A 22,662-nucleotide genomic window follows, 5' to 3' on the forward strand; every position below is an offset into this window, starting at 1 on the left:
CAGGGCCCGGTTCGCGCGGCCATGGCGGTTTTCGTTGCGCTGACACTCTCGCTCGGGCTCGCGGGATGCGCCGGTGGCCTCGGCAGCGTCGACGTCGCCGCCACCCGCGACGTTCCGGTCGACCGGCCGCTGGCCCTCGCCTCGATCAACGCGTTCCGGGCCGAAAGCGGGCTCCCGGCGCTCCGATTCGATCCGCTGCTCGACCAGGTGGCGGAACGTCAGGCGCGGGCGATGGCGGCGCGGGGCGATCTTTCCCACAGCGTCGACGGCAGCCTGCCGGAGCGCGTCCGCGCCTATGGCTACGACGTCTACGCCGCGGCGGAGAACCTCGGCTGGAACTATCGCTCCGTTCCGGCCGTCATCACCGGCTGGAAGAACTCCGCCGGTCATCGCAAGAACCTGCTCAACCCGCGTGTTCGCGACGTCGGCTTTGCCGCCGCGGCCGGCCCGAACGGCGAGCCTTACTGGGCGCTCGTGCTCGGCGCGGCGGAGTGAAGCTGCCGGCGAGCTGTCTGCCGGGGGCTCGCGATGCCGTTCGCCCTAAGGCGCGATGACTTCGCGCTCGGTGACGATAAGGTCCAGCGGCACGTCGTGGGCGTCCATCGGCACGGCCGGAGCTTCCTGGCAGGCGAACGCCACTCCGATCAAAAAGGGCGAAAGCTCTTTTGCGCGGAGGGCCGCGATCGCCCGGTCGTAATAGCCGCGGCCATAGCCGACGCGCCCGCGCCTGCGGTCGAAGGCGGCGAGCGGAACCAGCATCAGATCCGGATCGAGGATCGCCGCGTCCGCCCCCGGAGCATGGGTGCCGAAGCCCTGCGGCTCCAGCGGCGCCCCGCGGACGAGTTCGCGGAACTGAAGCTCGCCATCGACGATCGCCGGAACGCAGAGCCGCGCGCGGCGGTCGGCGAAGGCCGTCATCAGCGGGCGGATGTCGATCTCCGAGCGAATCGGCAGAAAGCCGGACACCACGTCCGGTCGGGCATCGACGCGTTCGGCAATGCGATCGCAGACAACGAGCGACGCCTCGATCCGCTCGGCCGGCGCCATCGCGGCGCGACGGGCGAGGGCGTCCCGGCGTATCGCCGTCTTGCGCTCTTGAAGGTCTGAAGCCATCGTCGGGCGGACGTCCCAATTCGTTCGGGCAAAGGCGCTGGCGCCCCGAAAGGCGAAAGGGTGAGACGGCGAGCCACCCGGCCGATGGAGAAGTCGAACCCGGGAACCTACAACGTAGGTGGGCGCCATATGCCCCAGCCCACGGGCCGAGGCAGGGACAGCTCCCTTGGGAATGACTAAGGCCCCGAGGAAATGTTACCCCTGTCGCACCGCGCAGCCCGCCTGGAACGAGATATAAGCCGAGGGGATTCCCGGCGAAAGGGCCAGCCCGCGAAAATTGCTCCCGGCGGGTCCTCGGCGTCGTCGTCGTGCCCGCAAGGCGCGGCGATTTCGATCGTTCGGGGGTGGGCGATTGCGGGCGGATCCCCGAGCGCGATCGCTCGGGCTATCCGATCGTATCATTCTGTCGCGCTTGATCCTCGGGCCGACCCGCCACAATTTGGCGGCCATACGGTCGGCATATCGAGCCGAAGAGGATGAAATCATGGAACAAAGCAATTTTCCGGTCACCCGCACCGATGCCGAATGGCGCGCGATGTTGACCCCCGAGCAATATGAGGTGATGCGAGGCCACGGCACCGAACGGCCCGGCAGTTGCGCGCTGCTGCACGAGAAGCGCGCCGGGGCCTTTTCCTGTGCCGGCTGTGGCCAGCCGTTGTTCGTCGCGACCCGCAAGTTCGAAAGCGGCACGGGCTGGCCGAGCTTCGACACGCCGGTCGAAGGAGCCGTCGAGGAGACCGTCGACCGCAGCTACGGGATGGTGCGAACCGAGGTCCATTGCAGCCAGTGCGGCAGCCATCTCGGCCATGTCTTCCCCGACGGTCCGCCGCCGAGTGGCCTGCGCTACTGCATCAATGGCGTGGCGCTGAATTTCGAGCCCGAGTGACACCATCTTCAGAGCCTCGCAGGCCTCTGTCGGAGCGCTCTTCCGGGTTCTTTCTCAAGAGAAGCATCGATCGTTCGCGACGAGGCGCCTTCCCGGCCTCGTGGCGGGGGAGATGACGGTGCCTTGCGCGGGAGGGATTCCTCGATGCGGTTTTACGCGTTCATGCAGCGGGTCGGATGGCCCCGGTCGTATCGCGGCAAAATTCTGGCCATCTGCTTCGTCGGAACGCACGTCCCGCTGATCGCGCTGATCGCGTGGCTCATCGGCACGGGGCCCGTCGAGGGCGGCCTCGCCGAGATTCTGGTCGTGCTCGCCGCGACGTTGCTCGGCACCGCCGGGGCGCTGCTCGGTCTTTCGGCGATGCTGTCGCCGATCCTGCACGCCACCCAGACGTTGGACGCCTATGCCGAGACGGGCCGACGGCCGGATCTGCCGACGGTCCACGGCGATGCCGCGGGTCGTCTGATGGCAAGCGTCCAAATGACGCTCACGCAGCTCGACCGGACCATCGAAACGCTGGAAAGCCTCTCCGTCACCGACCCGCTGACCGGGCTCTACAACCGCCGCTGGCTCGACGACCGCGGCGAGCGCATCGTCGCGGAGGCTCGGCGCGAGAGACGGCCCCTGTCGCTTCTCGTCATCGACGTCGATCGCTTCAAGTCCTTCAACGACGAACATGGACATGCTGTCGGCGACCAGGTTCTCATCCTCGTCGCCGATGCTATCCGGGAGGGGGCAGGCGGCCATGGCGTGCGGCTCGGCGGCGACGAGTTCTGCGTCCTGCTGCCGGACGCGGACCGGAAGACCGCAGAGGCGACGGCGAGGCGCATCCGTCTCGCCAGCGAACTCGGAGTGGAACGTTTCGTCGCCGCCTTCGCCGAGGTCACGCTCAGCATGGGATTGGCGACGCTCGGTCCCGACGACCGGACCTTCGACGGGTTGTTCTCCCGCGCCGACGAGCAGCTCCTGACGGCGAAGCGGAAAGGCCGAAACCGCCTGTCGGCGGGGTGAAGCGCCCGGCGCGACGCATCCACGGCCGGGCCGATGACGGCCGGACGGCCGAACCGTCGGGATCGCAGGCGATGAAGCTGCGGCCCGACGAGGAAAAACACGGCAATCGAGCCATTCGACGTTTCAGGGGGTGGGCTCTGGCCCCGCTCGGCACCAGACTGTATGTGCGCGACGACGTTCGGACGGAGGGTGCGGGGGCGAGATCATGGCAGACTATTTCGCCTTTTACGGAACGCTGATGGACGGCGCGGCCGATGTCGACACGCCGCTCACGGAGGGGCTGGTGCAAAAGGTCGGGCCATGCCGACTCGCCGGCACCTTGCGCGATCACGGGGCGTATCCCGGCTATTTTCCGGCGCAGGTGGGAGCCGCCGTCGGTGGGATAGCCGGTCACTTCGTCGTCGCCGAGCTGCACGAGATCCTGCGGCCGGAAGCCTTTGCGGTCTTCGACGCCTGGGAAAACTACGATCCGGCGGACGAGGCCGGTTCGATGTATCTTCGCCGGAAGCTGCCGTTGGCCGAGCCGGCCGGAATTCTTGCCTGGGTCTATGTCTCGCAGCTGCCGGCGAGCGACCCCGCCGTGCCGGGCGGAGACTGGCGGGCTCATCGCGCTCGATCTTCGGGCTGACGTCGACGGAAGGTCGAGGCGCCTGCGCGATGCCGCGTCGAGGCCCCGCTATGCCTGCAACAGCCGGCTCGCCTCGGTGCCCAGCGCCCGGAACACCGTGTCGACGATGGCCTTGGCGTCGAGCCCGGCTTCGCGGATCATCCCGTCCGGCGAGGCGTGGTTGACGAAGCGGTCCGGCATCGCCATCGGGCGCACCTTGAGGCCGCCGTCGAGAAGCCCGTTCATCGCCAGGAACTGCATCACCTGCGAGCCGAAGCCGCCGACGGCGCCCTCCTCGATCGTCACCAGCACTTCGTGCTCGCGCGCGAGGCGAGCGATCAGCGCCGTGTCGATGGGCTTGGCGAAGCGGGCGTCGACGACGGTGGTGGAGAGGCCGAAACCATCCAGCTCTCGCGCGGCGGTCATCGCGTCGGCGAGGCGCGTCCCGAGGGAGAGGATCGCGACCTTCGAGCCCTCCTTGATCACGCGGCCCTTGCCGATGTCGAGGATCTCGCCCCGCTCGGGCATCTCGGCGCCGACGCCGTTGCCGCGCGGATAGCGGAAGGCGATCGGCCCCTCGTCATAGGCTGCGGCGGTGCGCACCATGTGCTTCAGCTCAGCCTCGTCGGCGGCGGCCATCACCACCATGTCCGGCAGCGACGTCAGAAAGGCGACGTCGAAGGAGCCGGCGTGGGTCGGCCCGTCTGCGCCGACGAAGCCGGCCCGGTCGATGGCGAAGCGCACCGGCAGATGCTGGATCGCCACGTCGTGGACCACCTGGTCGTAGCCCCGCTGCAGGAAGGTCGAGTAGATCGCCGCGAAGGGCCGGTAGCCCTCCGAGGCGAGCCCCGCGCAGAAGGTGACGGCGTGCTGTTCGGCGATGCCGACGTCGAAGGTGCGATCGGGAAAGCGGGCGCCGAACTTGTCGAGGCCGGTCCCGGCCGGCATGGCGGCATTGACGGCGACGATCCTGTCGTCCTCTTCCGCCTCGCGGATCAGGCTCTCGGCGAAGACGCCGGTATAGCTCGGAGCGTTGCCCTTGGACTTCGACTGGGCGCCGGTGATGACGTCGAACTTCGAGACGCCGTGATACTTGTCGTCGGAACTCTCGGCCGGGGCGTAGCCCTTGCCCTTCTTGGTGACGACATGGACGAGGATCGGCCCGCTCTCGGCATCGCGGACGTTCTTCAGGACCGGCAGGAGGTGGTCGAGATCGTGGCCGTCGATCGGCCCGACATAGTAGAAGCCGAGTTCCTCGAACAGCGTGCCGCCGGTGAAGAAGGCGCGCGTATATTCCTCGGTGCGGCGGGCCCCCTCGCGGAAGGGCGCGGGCAGATGCTTGCTGAAGCTCTTCGCCCGGTCGCGGAGGGAGCGGTAGGTTTTCCCCGAAACCAGGCGGGCGAGATAGGAGCTCATCGCACCCGTCGGCGGGGCGATCGACATGTCGTTGTCGTTGAGGATGACGATCAGCCGCGCGTCGAGGGCACCGGCATTGTTCATCGCCTCATAGGCCATGCCGGCGCTCATCGCGCCGTCGCCGATCACCGCGACGACGTTGTTCGTCCCGCCGGAAAGGTCGCGCGCGATGGCCATGCCGAGGCCGGCGGAGATCGAGGTCGAGGAGTGCCCGGCGCCGAAAGGGTCGTATTCGCTCTCGGTGCGCTTGGCGAAGCCGGAGAGGCCGCCTTCCTGGCGGATCGTCTTCATCCGCTCGCGCCGGCCGGTGAGGATCTTGTGGGGATAGGCCTGGTGGCCGACGTCCCAGATCAGCCGGTCGCGCGGGGTGTCGAAGACGTAGTGGAGCGCCACGGTCAGCTCGACCACGCCGAGCCCGGCGCCGAGATGGCCGCCCGTCCGAGAGATCTGGTCGATGAGATCGGCACGCAGTTCGTCGGCGAGTTGCGGGAGTCGTTCCTCTTCGATGCCGCGCAGATCCTCCGGAACCCGGATCTGATCGAGCAGCGGCGTATTCGACGTTTCTGCCACCTCTGAACCTTTCAACGACACTGACGCGGCTACGGGTGGATCATTCGGCCGGCCCGCGGCGATGCCGCGATGCCATTGCAGGGCGCTCGCGGCTTGACTGCATTAGATCGTTCACAAACTGCGACCTTCAAGCACGGAACCGCAAGCCCGGCCAACCAATTCGCTCTCTGGGCCTGCCACAGCCGCAGGACGCGGCGGCCCAGCAGCGCGGCAATCGGCAGCCGCGCGACGGGATGGCCGGCGCAACTGCGCCGACGGGTCGCACCCGCTTCGAGGATGCCGGCGCTCCAGTCACGCCGTCGTCAGCCCGGATCGAGCGGCTCGGTGCCCGTCGGCTTGCCGGCGCGGTTCAGCTTGATCTTCTCGACCTTGTCCTCGGCGGCGGACAGCAGCCGCTCGCAATGGTTCTTCAGCTTCTCGCCGCGTTCGTAGATGCGGATCGAGATGTCGAGGGGGACGTCGCCGCGTTCGAGATCGGTGACGATCCGCTCCAGCGCCGCGATCGCATCCTCGAAGCTCATGCGCTTGATGTCGGAATCGTCCGCTGGCAGCGGCGTCTCGGCGGCTTCCGCCATGGTCGGTGCCTTTCGTCTTTGATGGTTCCGGCCGTATCGACCGGCAGCCGGCGGGGGCGACGGTTCAGCCCGTCATCAGCCGCTTGATGTGGGCGGCCGCGGAGAAGGCGAGGCCCTGCAGGTCGTAGCCGCCTTCGAGCAGGCTGACCAGCCGGCCGCCGGAATGGCGCTCCGCGACGTCGAGGAGCTGGGCGGTCGCCCAGTCGAAGTCGGCCTCGGTGAGGTTGATGTTGGCGAGCGGATCGCGCCAATGCGCGTCGAAGCCGGCCGAAACGATGACGAGATCCGGCTCGAAACCTTCGAGTTCCGGCAGGATGCGCTCGCGCATGGCGTCCTTGAAGGCCTCGCCGCCGTCGCCGGCCGAGAGCGGCGCGTTGACGATGTTGCCGGCGCCGGTCTCGGTCTTCGCCCCGGTGCCGGGATAAAGCGGCATCTCGTGGGTCGAGGCATACATGACCGAAACGTCCGACCAGAAGATGTCCTGGGTGCCGTTGCCGTGATGGACGTCCCAGTCGACGATCGCGACGCGCTCGAGGCCGTGGACGGCCTGGGCGTGGCGGGCGGCGATGGCGGCGTTGTTGAACAGGCAGAAGCCCATGGCGACGGCGCGTTCGGCATGGTGTCCGGGCGGCCGGGCGGCGACGAAGACGTTTTTCGCCGCGCCCGAGATCACGTCGTCGACGGCGGCGGTCGCCGCGCCGACACCGTGCATGGCGGCGGCGAAGCTCTTCGGGCTGACCAGCGTGTCGGATTCGATCCGCGTCAGCCCCTCTTCCGGGATCGTCAGCGCCACCTTGCGGACATAGTCCTCTGGATGACAGCGATAGATCGATTCCAGCGCGCCCTCCGGCGCCTCGACCCGGTCGAGCAGATGGAATGTCTCGGCCTCGAGCGCCGCGGCGATGGCCTTCATCCGGTCGGGACGTTCCGGATGGCCGGGGCCGGTCAGGTGCTCGGCGAAGATCTCGTGGAAATAGAGCCGGGTGTTCATCTTACCGAGCTAGCGCCCCCCAGGACAAACTTCAAACCCTCCGGCTGGGGCCATGCACGCGGCTTCAAGAACGCGGCACTCCGGCCTGGCCGCGGTCGCGCAGATAATGGTCGGCGATGGCGCAGGCGACCATCGCCTCGCCGACCGGCACGGCGCGGATCCCGACGCAGGGATCGTGGCGGCCCTTGGTCATCACGTCGACGGCGTTGCCGTCGGCATCGACCGACTGGCGCGGCGTCAGGATCGAGGAGGTCGGCTTGACGGCGAAGCGCGCCACCACCGGCTGGCCGGTCGAGATGCCGCCGAGGATGCCGCCGGCGTGGTTCGACAGATAGTCCGGCCGGCCGTTTGCGCCGGGCCGCATCTCGTCGGCATTGTCTTCGCCCGAAAGCGCCGCGGCGGCGAAGCCTTCGCCGATCTCGACGCCCTTCACCGCGTTGATCGACATGAGGCCCGCGGCGATGTCGGCGTCGAGCTTGCCGTAGATCGGCGCGCCGAGGCCGGCGGGAACGCCCTCGGCGACGATCTCGATCACCGCGCCGATCGAGGAGCCGCGTTTTCTGACGCCGTCGAGATGCTCGGCCCAGCGGACGGCCGTCTCGGCGTCCGGGCAGAAGAACGGGTTCTTCGATGTCTCGGCCCAGTCCCAGCGGGCGCGGTCGATCCAGATGTCGCCGATGGCGACGAGGGCGCCGCGAACCTTCACGCCCGGCACGACCTTGCGGGCGAGGGCGCCGGCGGCGACGCGCACCGCCGTCTCGCGGGCCGAGGAGCGGCCGCCGCCGCGATAATCGCGGATGCCGTATTTGACGTCGTAGGTGACGTCGGCATGGCCGGGACGATAGCGGCGGGCAATGTCGGAATAGTCCTTGGAACGCTGGTCGGTGTTGTCGATCTGGAGCGCGATCGGCGTTCCGGTCGAGACGTATTCGCCCTCCGTCTCGCCCGGCATGGCGCCGGAAAGGACGCGCACCTCGTCGGCCTCCCGGCGCTGGGTGGTGTAGCGCGACTGGCCGGGACGTCTGCGATCCAGCTCGGCCTGGATCTCCGCGAGCGTGAAGCGGGCGTTCGGCGGCATGCCGTCGACGACGCAGCCGATCGCGGGCCCATGGCTCTCGCCCCAGGTGGTGACGCGGAAGAGGTGGCCGAAGCTGTTGTGCGACATGGACGCTCGGGACGGGGCGATGGCGGTGCAGAGGTTTCGCGCTTTCTCTACGCGCAAAGCACCATCCGGTGCAAACGGCGACAGTGAAAGCACGGCGCGATCCCTTGCGACGGGCAGGCGCGAGAGCCGAGACGAGCGGAGGGCGATGGCGTCGCGAAGGTTAAGGAAAGGGTTACCATCCGGGCGAATCTTTCGAAACAATTCTCCACGTCCCGGTACGAGTTTGGACACAATCGGAGGCGAGATTTCCTCCCGGCCAACGATGGTCCGAAGCCCCGGCGCGGGGCGGCGCGTCCGAAGCGGGGCACGCCGGCGCACTGCCGAAGGGCAGGCGGGGCAAAAGCGAGGAGAAGGTCATGACGAGACGAATTCTGGCGCTTTTCGCGAGTTCCTTCCTGACCGTCGCCATGTCGATTCCGGCGATGGCGGAAGAGACCGACGGCGTCATCGAATCGATCGATCCGGAGCATGCGCAGCTGCGCCTGAGCGACGGCCAGGTCTACAATCTGCCGCCGGACTTCGACTACGACGCCATCGCAAAGGGCATGATCGTGGTGCTGATCTACGACGCCGACGCCGAGCGCCCGCAACTCCGCGCGATCTGATCGGCGAGCACTCTCCGCTTCGCGGAGCCACCGTTCGGACGGTCTGCTTCCCGTTGCCGGACGCGCGTGCTGCGATCTGCGGCTACAGGACCCCCGAATAGCGCTTGGCGATGACCGAAAGCGTCGTCTCGCGCCAGCGGGTGTCGCGTTCGCCATGGGGCGTGACGATGTCGTGAACGCCGCGGATGCGGGCGGGGCGCTCGGTCAGGAAGACGATCCTGTCCGACAGCTGCACCGCCTCGCGCAGATTGTGGGTGACCATCAGCGCGGTGGTCGGCCGCGCCGACCACACCTCGATCAACAGCTTGCGGAGCCGTGTCGCGGTCTGTTCGTCGAGCGACACGAAGGGCTCGTCGAGGATGAGCAGCGACGGTCGGATGGCGAAGGCCCGCGCCAGGGACACGCGGCGGGCGAGCCCGAGCGAGAGTTCGGACGGATAGCGCGAGCGCATCTCGGTCAGTCCGAGGGTCGCAAACAGCGGGTCGAGGTCGCGGCCCGCATCCTCTTCCGGCAAAGCGAGGCGGACGTTCTCCTCGACGCTCCGCCAGGGCAGGAGCCGCGGTTCCTGAAACACGGCCGCAACCCGCCCGGCGCCGTCGGCGGGCAGCTTCAGCCGGCCTTTGAAATCCGGATCGAGGCCGAGGATGATCCTGAGCGTCGTCGTCTTGCCGCAGCCGGACGGGCCGATCAGCGTGGCGAAGCGCCCGGCGGCGACTTCGAAGGCGACGTTCTCGATCGCCCGCACGTCGCCGCCGTCGGCGCCGCGAAAGGTCTTGCCGCGGATCTCAACCGCGAGCCCGCCTGGGCCGCCAGCGGGTGGAATGGGCTTCGAAAGGTTGGACAAGGAGGAACTCGATGATCAGCATGACGGCGACGAAGGCGAGCGTATAGGCGAGGATCGCGGCGACGTCGAAGAGCTGGAAATAGAGGTTGATCTGAAACCCGACACCGTTCGAGCGGCCGAGCAGCTCGACGACGAGGGCGATCTTCCAGATGAGCGAGATGCCCGAGCGCGACGCCGCGGCGAAATAGGGCTGAAGCTGCGGCAGGATGACGTGGCGGAGGGTCTTGGCCGGACCGAACCGATAGACCTTCGCCATCTCTTCGAGGTCCCGGTCGAGTGCCCTTGCGCCCTCGCGCAGGGTCACGACGGCGTTGGGGATCTTGTTGACCGCAATCGCCCCGATCGCCGCCGCCTCGTTCAGGCCGAACCAGATATAGGCGAGGACGATGATTACCAGCGCCGGGACGTTGAGGAAGAGGATCAGCCAGGGATCGAAGAAGCGGTTGGCCTCGCGGTTCATTCCGAGCACGATGCCGATCGCCGAGCCGACCGCCATGGCGATGACGAAGGCGCCGGCGACCCGCATCAGCGTCATGGCGAGGTGGAAGAACAATTCGCCGGTCCGGGCGTCGCGCCAGAACGCTTCTGCGACCGCCGGCGGAGCCGGCAGCACACGGCTGTCCGCGACGATCGCCGCGATCCACCAGATCGCCAGCAATCCGGCCAGCGACAGAAGGGTGACGATGCCGGGCGCGAGACGGGAGGGAATGCTGCGATCCGCCGCGACCCGATCGAGCTCAAGAGCCATTCTTGCCGTCGTCGTAATAGGTGCCCGGCTCGAGTTCCTTCGCCGGCCCGACCAGCCTCTCCCCGCCGATCTCGGCGAGCAGCCGGTAGAGCTTTTCGGTATCGGCCTTTTCTTCCGCCGCGGGCCGCGCCGGGATGCCTTCGCGGTAGCGCTCGCGCAGCGTCGTGAAGGTCTTCTCGTCCTCGGCCTTCATCAGCGGCTTCAGCGCTTCCCAGGCGTCGTCCGACGTCGCGAGACGCTGCTTCGTCGCCTTGTCGGCGGCGAGGAACGCGGCGATCGCCTGCGGATGCTTCTTGGCGAAATCTTCGCGGAACACCCATCCGATCGAGGCGACCGGGCCGGAGGCGCCCATCTCCATCGCCGCGTCGGTGCCCGAGACCAGCGTGCGAAACCCCTCCGCTTCGAGCCGCGCGGCGTAGTGCCAGAAATTCAGGACGGCATCGAGTTCGCCCTGCCGCGCCTTTTCGGTGAGCAGCGGCGGCGCGCCGTAGACGATGGAATTTTCCGCGGCGAGATCGACGCCGTATTTCTGTTTTCCCAGCGCCTGGACGAGCAGCCAGTTCTTGTCGAGCGGCCCGCCGGCGACGCCGATCGTCTTGCCCTTGAGGTCACTGAGGGTCTTCACCGGGCTGTCGCCGGCGACCATCAGCGAGCCGACCGAGGTCGAATAGGGCACGAAGGTGTAGTCGGCGCCCGACGCCCTGAGGCGCGACACCCACAGCCAGTCGGAGACGATCATGTCGACGCTGCCGCCCTGCAGCGCGACCGCCGATGCGTCCTCGCCGGCGAAGGCGACGAGTTCGACGTCGACGCCCGCCTTCCGGCCCAGCCCGGCGCGGGTCATCGCGTCGAGTTCCCAGTTCACCGTCCCGAACTTCAGGACGCCGACGCGGATCGTCGGCGTCTCCTCGCTCTCGGCCCGGGCATTCGGGGCGAGCTGGACGGCGAAAAGCAGCGCGAAAACGGCCGTCACGGCGCGGATGAGCCGCATGACGATCCTCCCAAAATCGACGATGCCCGACATCATGATACGGATTTCGATGGAGGAATGCGATGGTCCGTCGTCCCGAAACGGCGAAGCCGGGGCTCACGATCGCGCGTCGATCGCATCGGCGATCTCGTCGGCCATCTTCAAGAGGCGGACGATCACCGGCACGACCAGCGTCAGCGGCGACGGACGGCGGCCCCGGGCGAGCTGCGCCTCGCGGACTTCCGAGGCGATCTGGCCGACGGCCGGGATGAAGCGGATGGCGAGCGAGATGGCGAGGCTGACCTTCCCGACGTCGAGACCGAGGCGGGCAAGCGGCGATAGACCGCGCTCGATCGCCGCGACGAGATCGCTCGTCCGGGTGGTCAGCGTCACCAGGCCGGCGGCGAGGACGAGGGCGGCAAAGCGCAGGACGAGGAGGACGGCTTCCGAGGGCGTCGCCAGCCAGAGCTGGGCGAGGACGAGGACCGCGACGACCACGGCGATCGGCCGGAGCTGAGCCCACAGGACGCGCGGCCCGAAGCCGGCGAGCGCATGGAGCGCCAGCACCGCGAGGAGGCCGATCGCGGCGAGCGGCAGCGAGGAGACCGCCAGAAGCAGCGTCCCGAAAAAGAGCAGGGCGGCGAGCTTGATCCCCGCCCCGGCGCGATGCAGCCGGCTGTCGCCGGCGCGGTAGAGCCCGCCGATCATCCGAGGAGCCGCAGATAGGCATCGATCGCCATCGCCGGCGGTCCGTCGGCGACGACGGCTCCCGCGTCGAAGACCAGGACGCGGTCGAAGCTTTCGACCAGCGACAGGTCGTGGGTGACGAGGACGACGTGCTGGTCGAGCCCGCCGACAGCTTCCATGATCCTCTGCGTGTTGCGCCGGTCGAGCAGGGTGGTCGGCTCGTCGAGCACCAGCCATTCGGGCTTGAGGATCATCACTCCGGCCAGCGCCACCATCTGCCGCTCGCCGCCGGAAAGCTCGTGGACCAGCCGGTCGTGAAAACCGTCGAGCCCGAAGCGCCGCAGGGTCGCCCGGACTTTCCCGGCGATCTCGGCCTCCGGCAGCTTGCGGCCTTTCAGGCCGAAGGCGAGATCCTCGCCGACGGTTGGATAGACGATCTGGTTGTCGGGGTTCTGGAAGAGAAACCCCACCTTCCGGCGAACCGCCTTCGCGTCCCTGCGCGTATCGAGCCCGTCGATCGTCACGCTTCCGCGGCTCGGCAGGAGGAGGCCGTTGAGAAGCCGCGCGAAGCTGCTCTTGCCCGAGCCGTTGGCCCCGATCACGCCGATGCGGCGCTCGGCGAGCGTCAGATCGAGGCCGGACAGGACGGTACGGTCGCCGCGATCGAGACGGACGCCGGCAAAGACGATCATCGGCCCCCCGTCAGGGCCGGCCATGCGCCGGACGGATCATCGGATAGGCGCGCTTGACCATGACGATCGCCGCCGCCGCGAGCCCGGCCTTGATCAGGTCGCCCGGTATGAAGGCGGCCGAGCCGGTGGCGGCGGTGGCCAGCGGCACGCCGCCGACGAGCGAGATCCAGGGGATGCCGATGCCATAGAGGACGACGATGCCGCCGAGGCTCGCCGCGAGGAAGGCGGTGACGAAGTTGAGGCCACGCCAGAACCGCTCGACCAGGAGGCCGGTGACGGCGGCAGCGGCGATCCAGCCGAAGATGAACCCGGCGGTCGGGCCGGCGAAGACGCCGAGACCGCCGCGCCCGCCCGAAAGCAGCGGCAGGCCGACGGCGACGAGGAGGACGAAGAGGAGCATCGACAGGGCGCCGCGCTTCGCCCCGAGAATTCCGCCGGCGAGCATCGGTCCCATCGACTGGGCGGTGATCGGCACGGCGATCGCCGGGATCATCAAGGGAGGGAAGGCGCCGAGCGCCGCCATCAGGGCGGCGAACAGCGCGACGAGGACGATGTCGCGGGTGGACAAGGGTTCGATCCTTTCGAGACGCGAAAACGCGGAACGGCCATCGACTGACTTCAAGAGGGCGGAAAAATCAATGGCCGAGATCGGACTGCCGCGTCTCGGCGGACGGAGCGGGCCGCCTTTCGGCCGCCTTCCGGGAAGGGCCGGAAAGCCCGTTGCGCCACCGCCCGGCGCCGTGACCTGCGAGGATCCAGTAGACGAGGGAAAAGGTGAGCGAGGCGACGAGGATAGCCGTCTGGACGCTCATATGCGGCACGTTGGAGCCATAGGCGGTCATGAGGACGGCGATGCCGCCGAGGAGCCCCGCGACCATGTGAAGGAGCAGGGCCGAAAGCCCGAACGCTTCCGTCGCCAGCATGAAGCACAGCCAGGGCACGAAGGCCACGGCGCCGATCTGAATCGTCTGTGCGCCGAAATAGAAGGCGGCCTCGCCGATGAAGACCGGGTCGAGCGCAGACGATCGGCCCACCTCGACGAAGGGCCAGAGCATCGCGAAGGCCGCCGTGAGGCACGCCGCGACGTAGGCGAGCGGGACGACGAACAGAAATCTCAGGACCGTGCCCATAGGCGCGAACTCTCTTTCAGCGACACGGAACCGTCATCGGATCCCGATGCGGCGACTGTAACCTCTCCTGCCGCACCGTCGAACCCGGGTCGAGAGCAATAAATCGAGGAGAACCCCATGCTTGTCCGATGGATCACCGCCGTTTCGATCGCGACCCTCGGCATCGTCCCGGTTACCGCCGGGCCGCGCCACGTCGTCGAACTCTTCACCAGCCAGGGCTGCTCCTCCTGCCCGCCGGCGGACGCCTTGCTGCGTCAGATGTCCGGCGACGGACGGGTTCTCGCCCTCGGTTTTCACGTCGACTACTGGGACCAGCTCGGCTGGAAGGACACGCTGGGCTCGCCCGCCCATTCCGCCCGCCAGCGCGATTATGCGCTGCGGCGCGGCGACGGCCGGGTCTACACGCCGCAGGCGGTGGTCGATGGCGCCGGCCATGCGGTGGGCTCGAACGCGGGCGCGGTTTCCGGGCTGATGGGGGCGACGCTGCCGGTCGCGGTCGACCTCGACCGCAAGACCGGCCGGGTCGAGGTCGGCGCCGGGAGCGGCGATGCGACGCTCTACCGGGTCGACTACACGCGCTCGGCCGCGGTGCCGATCGCCCGCGGCGAAAACCGCGGCCGCACCGTGCAATACGTCAATGCGGTGCGTGGCTTGACGCCGCTCGGCCGGTGGACCGGCGAGCCGGCGAATTTCGACCTCGGCGACTGCGCCGCGTCCGAGGGCGCCGACGCCTGCGCCGTCATCCTGCAGGCGGGATCGGCGGGCGCGCCCGGCGCGATTCTCGGCGCGGCGGATTGAGACAAACATCAGGCCGTGACGGCAGTGCTTCGCTGAAAGACAAGCGCCCATTCTACTGCAATCGAGCGAATTCCGCCTTATCTCGCGCCTCTTTCTCCCCGGAAATGCGCTTCGATGTCGAGGTGCCCTTCGATGATGTCGACGACCTAGAAGGTGGTACGGTCGTCCACGTAGCGGAAGAAAATGACGTAGCCGCGGAACGGAAAGCTGCGGATATCGGGACGCAGCTCCGGCCGTGGCGTGCCGAGCATCCCCGGAAGTCCGGCGAGGTCGGCACATTTCCGCCGCAGCACGTCGACGAAGCGCCGTCCGATCGGAAGGCTGCCGCTCTCATGGGTCACGTATGTCAGGATCCGCACCAGATCGGCTTGCGCCGAGGGCAGATATTTGAGGCGGGGCACCTCAATAGCCTTCCCTGGCGAGCTCAGTTGCCCGCGTTTCGAGAGCCGCATCGATCTCTGCTTCGTTCGCCTCGCCGCCGGCCTCGATCGAGGCATCGAGAGTCCGGCGCAGGTTGGCCAGCTTGGCCTCGCGCTCCTCGACGAGCCGCAGCCCTTCGCGCACGACCTCGCTGGCCGATCCATAGCGACCCGACTTCACGGCTCGGTCGACGAAATCCTCCCAGCGTTCTCCAATCGAAACGTTCATGTGTTGCCTTCCTGTCCGGCCCGAAGAGGTAGGAATAACAGAAAAGGCGCAATAATCGTTATCCAAGCCGCACGTGAATCGCGGTCGCGCCCGGGCGCTTCCGCCCTGCTCACTCATACGCAAGAAAGCGGGAACACTGCTGGGCTACATTTGTCCGCTAGCCACCGTTGTGGACGAGCCAAGCCTTCATCTGGGCACTTTCGGCGCGCGACGCCGCGATGGTCGCCTCGGCCAGCGCCTGGCTCGCCGGACGCTGGGGGCTGCGCAATGGCAAGGCCCGGCGTCCCGAGCATGCGGGCGGCAACTCACATCGCGATCCTGGTCATGCGTCTCGTCACGACAGGCCCGCGCTCCCGGTTGAGGTCCTCGGGCATTGCGGAGGAGAGATGAAGCTTCTCGCGACTGAAAGGTCAGGGTCGTCGGAGCGCAATCCCGCTATCCGGCGGCGAGTTCGCTGACGCGCGCCGCCTCCAGGCTGTCGCGGTCCTTCTTGCGCATGCGCTCGCTCTCCGACTTGAGCTGGCCGCAGGCGGCGAAGATGTCGCGGCCGCGCGGGGTACGGATCGGCGAGGCGTAGCCGGCCTGGTTCACGGTGTCGGCGAAGCGCTCGATCTGGTCCCAGTCCGAGCAGTCGTAGGCGCTGCCCGGCCAGGGGTTGAACGGGATGAGGTTGATCTTCGCCGGGATGCCCTTGAGGATCTGCACCAGCGCCTTGGCGTCCTCCAGGCTGTCGTTGACGCCCTTCAGCATGACGTATTCGAAGGTGATCCGCCGGGCGTTCGAAAGGCCCGGATAGGCGCGGCACGCCGCGAGGAGATCCTTCAGCGGATACTTCTTGTTGATCGGCACCAGCTCGTCGCGCAACTCGTCGCGCACGGCGTGGAGCGAGATCGCCAGCATCACGCCCATCTCCTCCCCGGCCTTTTCGATCATCGGCACGACGCCGGAGGTCGAGAGCGTGATCCGCCGCTTCGACAAGGCAAGGCCCTCGCCATCGGAAACCACGGCCAATGCCGCCTTGACGTTGTCGAAGTTATAGAGCGGCTCGCCCATGCCCATCATCACGACGTTGGAGACGAGGCGCCCCTCCGAGGGCACGATCGCGCCGGCGGGAGTCGTGGCGTCCGGGAAGTCGCCCAGCCGATCGCGGGCCAGCAGCACCTGGCCGACGATCTCGTCGGCCGTCAGGTTGCGGACGAGGCGCTGGGTGCCGGTGTGGCAGAAGGTGCAGGTGAGGGTGCAGCCCACCTGGGAGGAGACGCAGAGCGTGCCGCGGCCTTCCTCGGGGATGTAGACCGTTTCGATCTCGACCGGGCGCCCGGCGCCCTTGGCCGGAAAGCGCAGCACCCATTTGCGGGTGCCGTCGACCGAGACCTGCTCGGTGACGATCTCCGGCCGGGCGATGGTGAAGGCTGCGGCGAGCTTCTCGCGCAGATCCCTGGAGACGTTCGCCATCTGGCCGAAGTCGGCAACGCCGCGGACATAGAGCCAGTGCCAGAGCTGGGCGACCCGCATCTTGATCTGCCGCCGCTCGACGCCGACCGAGGCCAGCGCCTCGCCGAGCTCCTCGCGCGAGAGGCCGATCAGCGAGGGCTTCTCCTCGCCGGGCGCTGTGCCCGGCACAGCCGCCGGAACGGCCTTCGACGCGATCGCCCGTTCGGCCAGCGCGTCTTCGGCCAGCGAGTTTCCGGCCAGGGCGTTTCCGGAAAGTCCGGCGCGCGCCTGCGGTACCTTCAGATCGATCGAAACGGCCATGACGGTCCTTCGCGGGAATGTCTCGACGTCGGCCGTTCGCGGACGTCGTCGTCGCGGGGCCCCGCCCGCGGCGGCCCGCTATTGGCGCGTGGCGCGCCACAAACCCCCTCACCCCCCCCACTTCAAGGTCCGGCGGAATTGCTTCTGCCGTCCGCTTCAACTCTCGTCGTTCGGAATGTTGAGGATGTGGCCGCAGGCCTTGCAGTGGACGGCATCCGGGTCGTGCCGCGAGAGGCCGCATTGGGGGCAGGGGAAATGCACCTTCGACGGCTTGAAGATCGCCTGGGCGAGCTGCACGAACAGGCTGATCCCGATGATCATGACGACGATCGAGGTCAGCTTGCCCCAGGAGCCGTCGAGGGTGATGTCGCCGTAGCCGGTCGTCGTCACCGAGGCGACGGTGAAGTAGAGCGCATCGAGATAGCCTTCGAGCCCGTCGTTGCGGAAGAAGGTCGTGTAGATGAAGCCCGTCGCCAGGAACAGGAAGGTGACGAGATTGACCACCGCCCGGGCCGGCAGTTCCCATTCGTCGAGGCCCTTGTGGCGCAGGGGCTGCCACAGACGGCCGGTCTTCGACAGGGACCACAGCCGGACGATCCGCAGGAAGCCGAAATTGATCAGCGTTTCGGGCAGGAGCAGGGTGATCAGGATGAACAGGTCGAGCAGGACGACCGGCTGTTTCAGCCTGTGCCAGGGCCGTCGGGAGGCGAGCAGGCGCGCGCCGATGTCGATCGCCAGAACGGCGGCGACGCTGTAGTCGACATAGAGAAACGCCTCGGTGTTCTTCAGGACCGGCTGGGCGATGAACAGGGCGATGATGGCGAGATCGACGATCAGCGCCGCCGCCTGGAAGCGCAGCGCCGCCCGGCTGTCGCCGTGATAGAGACGGCGCAGCGTCGTCCTCAGCCGCGCGAAGGGCCGTTCGTAGCGTGGTACGGCGTCGCTCGGCCGCCTCGATCCGGGCATGGTCTTCCTTTGCAAGCTCGGCGGCGCAGATAGGGCGGATGTCGGTGCCGGCCGACCCCGCCTCCGTGTCGGCGGCGGGGACGCCGGCGCGTCCGGCCCTGCGACGGGCCGGAGACTTCGCCGCCGTTTCCCGGGACCGACGGAACTTGCGGTAGCCGATCGAAGCGGGCATCTGCAATGCTTCCCGAATCCGATCGGCGATTGCACATCGCGGCGCATCGGCACGCCGCATCATGGGAGTTCATCGATGAGCGAGACGCTCGGACCGCGGATTTCGATCACCTACTGCACCCAGTGCCAATGGCTGCTCCGGGCGGCCTGGATGGCCCAGGAACTGCTGTCGACCTTCGGCCCGGATCTCGGCGAGGTGGCGCTCGTCCCCGGCACCGGCGGCGTCTTCGAGATCCGCTACCGGGACGCGAGCGGCGAGGCGCCGATCTGGGACCGCAAGACCGACGGCGGCTTTCCCGAGGCCAAGGTCCTCAAGCAGCGCGTGCGCGACAGGCTCGATCCCGGCCGCGATCTCGGCCACAGCGACCGGAAATGAGGGGAGGGGAACGCGGTGGCGTGCTGGCTGCCCGTCCGTCGTCGACGGCCACGCACGAACCGAGCCGGACAACGCATGGACGGCCCCTGAAGGCTGGACGGACTGGCCATCCCACCATGGGGACCCAGCATGCAGTTCTGGAAACGGCCGGTCCTCGAAGTCGCCATCCGGCTGCCGCCTCGGCTTCGCACGTTGCTTCTTTCCTCGTTTCACCGGTGCTCGAAGCGAGGTCGGATGGTCCCCCACCGCGTCGGCCATAGCCGTTCGCTATTGTGTTCATGCCGACATGTCATTTGCATTTATGGGGTTGAGCCGTAGCGTAGCCGGGCGGAGGACTCACAAATGCATCATGCTCATACGCAGACGCCGGTCATGGTCGAGGCGGCGGACATCCTGCTCCGGCAGCTTCGCCGCCAGGGAATCGACTTCCTGTTCGCCAATGGCGGGACGGACTTCCCGCCGATCGTCGAAGCCTATTCACGAGCCGAAAACGACGGCACCGATCTGCCACGCCCGATGGTCGTGCCCCATGAGAACGCCGCCGTCGCCATGGCCCATGGCGTGTGGCTGGCGACGGGGCGCATGCAGGCGGTCATGGTGCATGTGAACGTCGGCACGGCGAACACGATCAATGCGGTGATGGACGCCTCGCGCGAGCAGGTGCCGCTTCTGGTGCTCGCCGGGCGCTCGCCCTTTTCCGAAAAGGGCCGTCACGGCACCCGGACCCGCTACATCCACTGGGCCCAGGAGATGTTCGACCAGGCGGGGATGATCCGCGAGGCGGTCAAATGGGACTATGAGCTGCACCTGCCGGAACAGACCGCGGACGTCGTCGCGCGGGCCTGCGAGGTCGCCGAAAGTACGCCGAAGGGGCCGGTCTATCTGACGTTGCCCCGCGACGTGCTGGCGGCCCCCAGTATCGAACCCGACACCGTGCCGCCGCGTCCGCCGGTGCGCGCGGGTGCTCCTCATGCCGAACATGTCGCGGCCATGTCCGAGGCGCTGTCCGCGGCCGAACGCCCGGTCATCGTCACCGCCAATGCCGGGCGTAGCGCGCTTGCCTTCGAGCTTCTCTCGACGCTTGCCGAGCGCCATGCGATCCCGGTCGCCAATCTGCACCAGCGCTTCGTGTCGATCGCATCCGACCATCCGATGAATGCCGGCCACGACCCGGCGCCCCATGTGCGCGAGGCCGATGTCGTCGTGGTCCTCGATTGCGACGTGCCCTGGATTCCGAATTTCACCAACCCGCCGGAAGGCTGCAAGGTGTTCCATGTCGGCGAGGATCCGGTCTTCGCGCGGTATCCGATGCGCAGCTTTCCCTCGGATATCTCGATCGCCGCCGAGCCGGCGATGGTGCTGTCGGCCCTTCTGGAAGCGATGGTTCCGGACGAGGCCATGATCTCGAAGCGGCGCGAGCGCCTGACGCCGAAGATCGCCGCGAGCCGAAAGGCGCTGGCCGCCAAGGCCGAGCCGAAAGACGCGCTGACGCCGGAATATGTGAGCCGGGTGATCGGCGAACTGGCCGGGCCGGAGGCGGTGATCGTCAACGAATATCCGCTGCGCGTCGAGCATTGCGAGCGCACCTTGCCCGGCACCTATTACGGCCTTTCGCCCGCCGGCGGTCTCGGCTGGGGATTGGGCGCGGCGCTCGGCATCAAGCTCGCGTCGCCGGAGAAGACGGTGATCGCCACGCTCGGCGACGGCGCCTACATCTTCGCCAATCCCACCGCCTGCCACTGGGCGGCCGAGGCCCATGGCATTCCGGTGCTCACCATCATCTTCAACAATGCTCTCCATGGCGCGGTCCGCAACGCCACGATGGCCATGTATCCGCAAGGGGCGGCGGCCAAGAGCGCGGGCCGGATGCTCGCCGATCTCTCCCCGTCTCCCGCCTTCGAGTGCCTTGCCGGCGCCGAGGGCCATGGCGAGCGGGTGGAGACCGTCGACGGGCTGAAACCCGCCCTGGAGCGGGCGCTGGCGGCGGTTGCCGAGGGACGGCAGGCGTTGGTCAACGTGGTGGTGGACTACTGATGGCGCGCTCGGGCGGATGGGGCGCCGGCTCGCGCAGCGACGCGGCGTCCCAGGCATTGCAGCGTCATCCGACCTATGAGTTCCTGGAAGCGCGGGCGAAGCGCCGTATCCCGCGCTTTGCCTGGGATTTCGTCCATGGCGGCACCGGCGCGGACTACGGCATCGACGTCAACCGCCGGGCGCTGGACGGCGTCGAGATCGTCCCGCGCTATGGCGTGATGGGCAAGGCCGCGACGGAAACGGAGATCTTCGGACGCCGCTACTCCGCGCCGATCGGCATCTCGCCCGTCGGCATGGATGCGCTCGCCTGGCCGGGCAGCTCACGCTGCCTGGCGCGGGCCGCCCGCGACGAGAACATCCCCTACATCACCGGCACCCTGGCCGACAGCGCGCTGGAAGAGGTGGCCGAGATCGCCGGGCCGAACGCCTGGCTGCAGCTCTACGGCTTTCCGCGGGACGACCATCGGGTGACGTTCGACATGATCGCCCGGGCGGAAGCCGCCGGCATGTCGGCGATCGTCGCGACGCTCGACGCGCCGGTTCGCGCCAAGCGCCCGCGGGATCTCGCCAATCGGCTCGTCGTCCCCTTCCGCACGCGGCCCTCGACCGTCTGGCAGGTCGCGACTTCGCCCGCCTGGGTGCGCGCGCTGATGAAGGCCGGCATGCCCGGCTTCGGTTCGATTGCGCGCTACGTGGACGGCGAGCCGACCCTCGACCGGGTGGCGTCCTTCGTGCAGAAGGAGCTGATCGGAAGTTTCAGCTGGGACGAGGTTTCCCGCATGCGCCGGGCCTTTTCGCGCGCCGTCGTCGTCAAGGGCGTTCTGCATCCCGACGATGCCGAGCGCGCCGTCTCGGCCGGTGTCGATGCGATCATGGTGTCGAACCATGGTGGCCGCCAGTCCGACGCCGCGCCCGCGCCGATCGACGTGCTTCCGGGGATCGTCGACCGGGTCGCGGGTCGCGCGAAAATCCTGTTCGACAGCGGCATCCGCTCCGGCCTCGATGCCGCCCGGGCGATCGCGCTCGGGGCCGACGCGGTCTTTTGCGGCCGCGCCTTTCTCTGGGGTCTGGGCGCCGCCGGCGACGAGGGCGGCGCCTTCGTCGCGCGGATGCTGCGCGAGGAGCTCGCCGTCGCCATGGCCCAGTCCGGCGCGTGGACCGTGCCGGAGCTGCGCGAGGCGACGATCCGTCATGTCGGTCGCTTCGACTTCCCGGCCCGCGCCGCGCAATCCGTCCCGCTCGCGGCCCAATGAGCACGCCGCAGGAAATCCCGCCGCTCTGGGACTGGACGCTCGAGCGCTATCGCCGCGACGGCGTCGCGCCTCTCTGTCTCGCGCTGCAGGAGCGCCACGGCGCGGACGTCAATCTCCTCTTCCTCGCGCTCTGGCTCGCCGCCACCGGCCGCGCGCTCTCGCCCGATGACGATCCGGGCGTGGCCGTCGCGGCGTGGCACAGAGAGATCGTCCTCCCGCTCCGCAGCGCCCGGCGCGCGATGAAGGGCTGGCCAATGCCCGAAAACCGCCCGACCCCGGAGGAACGGGATAGGGTTCGCGCGAAACTCCAGGCAGTCGAGATCGAGACCGAAAAGCTGGAGCTGGGGCTTCTGGAGGCATGGTCGACGGGCGCGGAGCTGGCTCCGGCGGATGCGAGTCCCGCCACCGCGCTCGCCAATCTCCGCCACGTCCTGCCGGCGGCGAGCGACGATCCCGGCCTCGCGAAGCTGGCGGAATTAGCCGACTAAGTATACGGTCTCTCCGAGCTGTCTCAGATTGCTCGGCCGTCCACACACTCGTGGCGCGCTCGATGAACCCATGGTTTCGACGCTCGCGTGAGGCCAGGATTTCGGCAGCCCACATCTCAACGGCGTCATCCTCGGGCCTGTCCCGAGGATCTACTACCGGTGA

26 protein-coding genes and 1 other RNA gene are annotated in these 22,662 nt (G+C 68.2%); 10 read left to right on the forward strand and 17 right to left on the reverse strand.

What is annotated here, in order from left to right; all coding sequences use genetic code 11:
- The first annotated feature begins 21 nt into the window (after window positions 1-21).
- Window positions 22-495: a CAP domain-containing protein gene (locus tag LZD57_RS05835; protein ID WP_233718434.1), complete on the forward strand. Its 474-nt coding sequence runs from the start codon at window positions 22-24 to the stop codon at window positions 493-495.
- Between the two features lie 45 nt (window positions 496-540).
- Here the strand turns inward: LZD57_RS05835 and LZD57_RS05840 are convergent, their stop codons facing one another.
- Entirely contained in the window at window positions 541-1,113 is a 573-nt protein-coding gene (locus tag LZD57_RS05840) for a 5-formyltetrahydrofolate cyclo-ligase (RefSeq protein WP_233718436.1), read from the reverse strand.
- 66 nt (window positions 1,114-1,179) lie between these two features.
- Window positions 1,180-1,336, reverse strand: a non-coding RNA gene (ssrS, locus tag LZD57_RS05845) — 6S RNA.
- 261 nt (window positions 1,337-1,597) lie between these two features.
- On the opposite strand from ssrS, the gene msrB reads away from it, so the two are divergent.
- From msrB to LZD57_RS05860, 3 genes are all read left to right on the forward strand, one after another.
- Window positions 1,598-1,999 (forward strand): peptide-methionine (R)-S-oxide reductase MsrB, encoded by a 402-nt coding sequence (msrB, locus tag LZD57_RS05850; protein WP_233718438.1) that lies wholly within the window; start codon window positions 1,598-1,600, stop codon window positions 1,997-1,999.
- A 144-nt stretch (window positions 2,000-2,143) separates the two neighbouring features.
- Window positions 2,144-3,010 carry a GGDEF domain-containing protein gene (locus tag LZD57_RS05855; RefSeq protein ID WP_233718440.1) on the forward strand — a complete coding sequence of 289 codons (867 nt, stop codon included), beginning with the start codon at window positions 2,144-2,146 and terminating at the stop codon, window positions 3,008-3,010.
- A 205-nt stretch (window positions 3,011-3,215) separates the two neighbouring features.
- The gene (locus LZD57_RS05860; RefSeq protein WP_233718441.1) at window positions 3,216-3,638 is read left to right on the forward strand and encodes a gamma-glutamylcyclotransferase family protein; all 423 of its coding nucleotides are present in this window, start codon (window positions 3,216-3,218) and stop codon (window positions 3,636-3,638) included.
- Between the two features lie 48 nt (window positions 3,639-3,686).
- Here the strand turns inward: LZD57_RS05860 and dxs are convergent, their stop codons facing one another.
- From dxs to aroC, 4 genes are all read right to left on the reverse strand, one after another.
- Window positions 3,687-5,603 carry a 1-deoxy-D-xylulose-5-phosphate synthase gene (gene dxs, locus LZD57_RS05865; RefSeq protein WP_233718442.1) on the reverse strand — a complete coding sequence of 639 codons (1,917 nt, stop codon included), beginning with the start codon at window positions 5,601-5,603 and terminating at the stop codon, window positions 3,687-3,689.
- Window positions 5,604-5,905: 302 nt separating this feature from the next.
- The gene (locus LZD57_RS05870; RefSeq protein WP_233718444.1) at window positions 5,906-6,178 is read right to left on the reverse strand and encodes an exodeoxyribonuclease VII small subunit; all 273 of its coding nucleotides are present in this window, start codon (window positions 6,176-6,178) and stop codon (window positions 5,906-5,908) included.
- 64 nt (window positions 6,179-6,242) lie between these two features.
- Entirely contained in the window at window positions 6,243-7,169 is a 927-nt protein-coding gene (locus tag LZD57_RS05875; protein WP_233718446.1) for a histone deacetylase family protein, read from the reverse strand.
- Window positions 7,170-7,233: 64 nt separating this feature from the next.
- Window positions 7,234-8,334, reverse strand: coding sequence for a chorismate synthase (gene aroC, locus LZD57_RS05880; RefSeq protein WP_233718448.1), 1,101 nt, complete (start codon window positions 8,332-8,334; stop codon window positions 7,234-7,236).
- 356 nt (window positions 8,335-8,690) lie between these two features.
- On the opposite strand from aroC, the gene LZD57_RS05885 reads away from it, so the two are divergent.
- Window positions 8,691-8,939: a DUF1344 domain-containing protein gene (locus tag LZD57_RS05885; protein ID WP_233718450.1), complete on the forward strand. Its 249-nt coding sequence runs from the start codon at window positions 8,691-8,693 to the stop codon at window positions 8,937-8,939.
- An 82-nt stretch (window positions 8,940-9,021) separates the two neighbouring features.
- Here LZD57_RS05885 and LZD57_RS05890 read toward each other — a convergent pair whose 3' ends face one another.
- From LZD57_RS05890 to LZD57_RS05920, 7 genes are all read right to left on the reverse strand, one after another.
- Entirely contained in the window at window positions 9,022-9,783 is a 762-nt protein-coding gene (locus LZD57_RS05890; protein ID WP_233718452.1) for an ABC transporter ATP-binding protein, read from the reverse strand.
- Window positions 9,725-10,468, reverse strand: a complete 744-nt coding sequence (locus LZD57_RS05895) for an ABC transporter permease (RefSeq protein WP_233718633.1) — start codon at window positions 10,466-10,468, stop codon at window positions 9,725-9,727. Before LZD57_RS05895 ends, LZD57_RS05890 begins: the two co-directional genes overlap by 59 nt.
- A 52-nt stretch (window positions 10,469-10,520) precedes the next feature.
- Window positions 10,521-11,558, reverse strand: a complete 1,038-nt coding sequence (locus LZD57_RS05900) for an ABC transporter substrate-binding protein (protein WP_233718453.1) — start codon at window positions 11,556-11,558, stop codon at window positions 10,521-10,523.
- A 60-nt stretch (window positions 11,559-11,618) separates the two neighbouring features.
- Window positions 11,619-12,209, reverse strand: a complete 591-nt coding sequence (locus LZD57_RS05905; RefSeq protein ID WP_233718455.1) for an energy-coupling factor transporter transmembrane component T family protein — start codon at window positions 12,207-12,209, stop codon at window positions 11,619-11,621.
- On the reverse strand, window positions 12,206-12,880 hold the full coding sequence (locus LZD57_RS05910; RefSeq protein ID WP_420844755.1) for an energy-coupling factor ABC transporter ATP-binding protein: 675 nt from the start codon (window positions 12,878-12,880) through the stop codon (window positions 12,206-12,208). The genes LZD57_RS05905 and LZD57_RS05910 overlap by 4 nt, the downstream gene beginning before the upstream one ends.
- A gap of 10 nt (window positions 12,881-12,890) precedes the next feature.
- Entirely contained in the window at window positions 12,891-13,448 is a 558-nt protein-coding gene (locus LZD57_RS05915; RefSeq protein WP_233718459.1) for a biotin transporter BioY, read from the reverse strand.
- Between the two features lie 67 nt (window positions 13,449-13,515).
- Window positions 13,516-14,010 (reverse strand): hypothetical protein, encoded by a 495-nt coding sequence (locus tag LZD57_RS05920; protein ID WP_233718460.1) that lies wholly within the window; start codon window positions 14,008-14,010, stop codon window positions 13,516-13,518.
- A 117-nt stretch (window positions 14,011-14,127) separates the two neighbouring features.
- On the opposite strand from LZD57_RS05920, the gene LZD57_RS05925 reads away from it, so the two are divergent.
- Entirely contained in the window at window positions 14,128-14,808 is a 681-nt protein-coding gene (locus LZD57_RS05925; protein ID WP_233718461.1) for a DUF1223 domain-containing protein, read from the forward strand.
- Between the two features lie 146 nt (window positions 14,809-14,954).
- On the opposite strand, the gene LZD57_RS05930 is transcribed toward LZD57_RS05925, so the two are convergent.
- The 4 genes from LZD57_RS05930 to LZD57_RS05945 form a co-directional block, all read right to left on the reverse strand.
- The gene (locus LZD57_RS05930; protein WP_233718463.1) at window positions 14,955-15,209 is read right to left on the reverse strand and encodes a type II toxin-antitoxin system RelE/ParE family toxin; all 255 of its coding nucleotides are present in this window, start codon (window positions 15,207-15,209) and stop codon (window positions 14,955-14,957) included.
- Between the two features lies 1 nt (window position 15,210).
- Window positions 15,211-15,456: a type II toxin-antitoxin system ParD family antitoxin gene (locus LZD57_RS05935; RefSeq protein WP_233718464.1), complete on the reverse strand. Its 246-nt coding sequence runs from the start codon at window positions 15,454-15,456 to the stop codon at window positions 15,211-15,213.
- 435 nt (window positions 15,457-15,891) lie between these two features.
- Window positions 15,892-17,211, reverse strand: a complete 1,320-nt coding sequence (rlmN, locus tag LZD57_RS05940; RefSeq protein WP_233718466.1) for a dual-specificity RNA methyltransferase RlmN — start codon at window positions 17,209-17,211, stop codon at window positions 15,892-15,894.
- A 156-nt stretch (window positions 17,212-17,367) separates the two neighbouring features.
- Window positions 17,368-18,177 (reverse strand): potassium channel family protein, encoded by an 810-nt coding sequence (locus LZD57_RS05945; RefSeq protein ID WP_233718467.1) that lies wholly within the window; start codon window positions 18,175-18,177, stop codon window positions 17,368-17,370.
- Window positions 18,178-18,424: 247 nt separating this feature from the next.
- On the opposite strand from LZD57_RS05945, the gene LZD57_RS05950 reads away from it, so the two are divergent.
- The 4 genes from LZD57_RS05950 (at window position 18,425) to LZD57_RS05965 (ending at window position 22,499) form a co-directional block, all read left to right on the forward strand.
- Entirely contained in the window at window positions 18,425-18,724 is a 300-nt protein-coding gene (locus LZD57_RS05950) for an Rdx family protein (protein WP_233718468.1), read from the forward strand.
- A gap of 342 nt (window positions 18,725-19,066) precedes the next feature.
- On the forward strand, window positions 19,067-20,758 hold the full coding sequence (locus tag LZD57_RS05955) for a thiamine pyrophosphate-requiring protein (RefSeq protein ID WP_233718470.1): 1,692 nt from the start codon (window positions 19,067-19,069) through the stop codon (window positions 20,756-20,758).
- On the forward strand, window positions 20,758-22,011 hold the full coding sequence (locus tag LZD57_RS05960; protein WP_233718472.1) for an alpha-hydroxy acid oxidase: 1,254 nt from the start codon (window positions 20,758-20,760) through the stop codon (window positions 22,009-22,011). Before LZD57_RS05955 ends, LZD57_RS05960 begins: the two co-directional genes overlap by 1 nt.
- On the forward strand, window positions 22,008-22,499 hold the full coding sequence (locus LZD57_RS05965; protein ID WP_233718474.1) for a TIGR02444 family protein: 492 nt from the start codon (window positions 22,008-22,010) through the stop codon (window positions 22,497-22,499). Before LZD57_RS05960 ends, LZD57_RS05965 begins: the two co-directional genes overlap by 4 nt.
- Window positions 22,500-22,662: the final 163 nt, after the last annotated feature.

The sequence above is a fragment of the Jiella avicenniae genome, from assembly GCF_021390325.1.
In the GTDB taxonomy this organism is placed as follows: Bacteria; Pseudomonadota; Alphaproteobacteria; order Rhizobiales; family Rhizobiaceae; genus Jiella; species Jiella avicenniae.